At 34.8% G+C, this 3337-nt stretch carries 2 protein-coding genes; both read left to right on the forward strand.

Annotation, left to right across the window (positions count from 1 at the left end; genetic code table 11):
* Positions 1-51 precede the first annotated feature (51 nt).
* Positions 52-1290 (forward strand): phage major capsid protein, encoded by a 1239-nt coding sequence (locus BP95_RS0115950; RefSeq protein ID WP_028532707.1) that lies wholly within the window; start codon positions 52-54, stop codon positions 1288-1290.
* A 694-nt stretch (positions 1291-1984) separates the two neighbouring features.
* Positions 1985-3337: phage NrS-1 polymerase family protein (locus tag BP95_RS0115955; protein ID WP_028532708.1), on the forward strand; the 1353-nt coding region annotated here is incomplete at its 3' end.

The following is a 3337-nucleotide window of genomic DNA, read 5'->3' on the forward strand; positions in this document are numbered from 1 at the left end:
ACGATATGAAAATTTGATTAAATACTACAACCTGAAAGGATTGAAAATCTAATGAAATTACCATTAGCAACTAAAATGATGTTACTAAGAAAAGGGTATCAAAGAGAATCATTTATGAACGAAATGCAAGAAATGTTAGCAACTTGTAAAAAAGAAAACCGTGCTTTATCAGAACAAGAAAACACCAAATTTGAAAGCCTGGAAAAACAGGTTCAAAACATTGATTCAGAACTAGAAAAACATGATACGACCCTAGAGGATTTAATGAACCAAATGGATGAAAGGGATGCAAAATATAGAGCATCTATGAACAATGGCAAATCATCCGACAAAATCAAAAAATCACGTTCTGAGGAAAACCCTTTAGAGGTTAGGGGTTATGTAGGACAGGAACGTATCGGAAAACATGATTCAGGGGTTACAATTGGTGATTTAATCTATTCCCATGTAACAGGACAGTTTAGAAATGAAGAAGTAAAACGGGCACTTTCTACAACTTCAGGTGGTATTGTTGTTCCTACTGATGTTTATCAGAATTTCATTGACCTAATGAGAGATACAAATTTCTTGTTAAATGTGACAACCTTTCCAATGACAACAAAGGCACTTGTGATTCCTAGAGTTGTTTCTGACATTCTTCCAACGTTTAAGGCAGAAAATGACCTTATTGTGGAATCTAGTCCCGTTTTCGATTCAGTCCGATTGGAAGCCAAGCCGTTATATGCTATGACTTCAATTTCACTTGAATTACTTGAATCAGGTGGGCTTGATATTGGAATGGCTGTAACAACTATTATGGCAAATGCAATGGCACAAGCTGTTCAAAGCTTCATGTTACAAGGTGGGGGAACTTTAGGATATTCAGGAATCTTAAATGATAGTGGTATTAATCTTGTTGATGCTAGCACTATTGATTATGCTAGTATTGGTGCTGGCATTCGTGCAATTAGGGGTGCTAATGGTAGACCTAATGCTGTCATTCTTAACAATGTGGATGAAATGGATTTACAATTGCTAGCAGATACAACGGGGCAATATATAGTACCTCCTAAGTACATGGAAAACCTTGAAACCTATACTTTAGGTGGTGGGGTTGGTGAAGGTGAAGCCGTGGTAGGTGACCTTTCAACAATTGCATGGGGTATTTTGTCTAGTGGGGGATTACAGATTGATATTGATAAATCAGGTGAAGCATTTCAAAGAGGGCAAATCAAAGTAAGAGCAAGAATCAACAGCGATTTTGCTTTACAAAATCCGAAATTGATTTCTTATATCAGACCAACAGCATAGAAGGCAAATCAAAAAGCAAGGGGAATCAGAAACCCTTGCTTTTTTCATTTTGAACTATACACGGAATTATTATTGTCATCGAATCTGAAAAGGAAAGCTAGTTAAATTGTTTCTTCTTAAACGGCTTAGAACCGTCTAGTTTGGCTTTTTTAACATTTTACTAATATTCCCCTAACAAAAAAAAATAAAACCCAACAGGGGGCTTCCTGTGGATTCTGAAGGGCAAATAAAAAACTCACAAGTCAGCAAACCTGTGAGCCGTGACCTTTTTTCCCTTTCCATGAGAAAAAATAGGAGTTTACATTATCATATTAGAATTATTATTATCTAAGTTAACATTTTTTAAACCGAGTCGAAAAATATCTTATTTTGGTCTATACTAATAGTGTTGGATAAAAGAAAAAACTCACAGTCTGCAAACCGTGAGTTTTCCTGATAGGTTAAAAACCTATCTTGCATCCCCTTTTGTCTTAACCCTTTCCATTGAGCAATTTATATACAAATAGGAATGTTTACTTTTCAATAATGCCTTTATTGTAACATGAAAAAGGCTTAAAAGTACATAGATTAACTTTCGTTAACCATATAGGATAATGTTGTCAACTATGAACAATTGTATACCTTCTTATTCGTTATATATTTTGCTCCAAATCTTGATGGGAAGTAACTAAATCAAGGATTGGAGTTATTTGTCGTGACTTTATTTAAAGAACAAAATTTTAAAGAACCAAATTTTCAGGCGATTCCACAAGAATTAAAAAACCATCCAAAATGGATGGTTTGGAAAGTAGAACCTAAACCAAACAAACCAAATGAATTGGGGAAAGTACCATACAACCTGAAAGGGTATAGAGCAAGTAAAAGCGACCCTAAAAATTGGATTACTTTTGAACAAGCTAAAACAGCTTATGAAAAAGGTGGTTTTGATGGAATAGGGGTTGTCATTAATCGAAATGATTCCCTAGTTTGTATTGATATTGATGATATAGAGGATATAAGCAAAGCACCTGATTTTATTAATCAATCCTATACAGAATTAAGCCCCAGTGAAAAAGGATTGCACCTGTGGGTACGTGGACAAAAGCCTGAATGGGTAGGAACGAAACAGAATGGGATTGAAATGTACGGAAATGAAAAGGAAAGCTTTTTGACCGTGACAGGAAACATTTTTATTAATAAACCTGTTATGGCAAATCAAACTTTGATTATGTCCATTGCTGAAAAGTATTTTCCAAATCAGAAACCACAAGAAGAACAACCAAAGCAGCAGCAGAAAAAAGTTATCAAATTTAAACAAGTGCCTGACAATGTGGTTTTAAATAAAATGTTTGATTCCAAAAACGGTGATGAAATCAAAAATTTATTTAATGGTGATATATCAAATTATTGTGATGAAAACGGCAGACCTGACCCATCAAGAGCCGACCAAGCTTTAAGTAATCATTTAGCCTATTGGACAAACAATGATTCAGAACAGATGGACAGACTTTTTAAAAAATCAGGATTGTATCGTGAAAAATGGAATAGAACCGATTATGTAAAAAGAACAATCAAAAAGGCGATTGATGGGAATCAATCAGAATGGGATAGGGTTAACGAAAGTAAACGATCCGAATCAAACGAATCAAATCAAGAGCAAGAAACCACAAGCAATGAACCTGATTCATGGAAAGATGATTTAGAATACAGTGAAAAAGGTTTTATCAAAAGAACCTCAAAAAACATTGAATTGATTTTAGATAATGTTTTGGGTGATTCCCTTGCATGGGATGAATTTTCCTCACAAGTGACCTTACAAGGGGATTTACCGTGGAGGAAATTAGACCCTGATAATACAGAATGGAAATCACATGATTGGAATCAATTAGAACACTGGTTAGGGGTTGAATGGGAAATTTACGGCAAAGCAAAGATTGAAAATGCTTTTGTCCATATAACCCAAAAAAGAAGTTTTCACCAAATCAAATCATTCATTGAATCGGTTCAATGGGATGGGGAAATCAGAGTACCGACTTTGTTTATTGATTATCTAGGTGCTGAAGATTCA

The sequence above is a fragment of the Paenibacillus sp. UNC217MF genome, from assembly GCF_000686865.1.
Classification (GTDB): Bacteria; Bacillota; Bacilli; order Paenibacillales; family Paenibacillaceae; genus Paenibacillus_B; species Paenibacillus_B suaedae.

Coding starts and splice junctions, on each gene's coding strand:
- BP95_RS0115950 (WP_028532707.1), top strand. CDS start 52: ATGAAATTACCATTAGCAACTAAAATGATGTTACTAAGAAAAGGGTAT.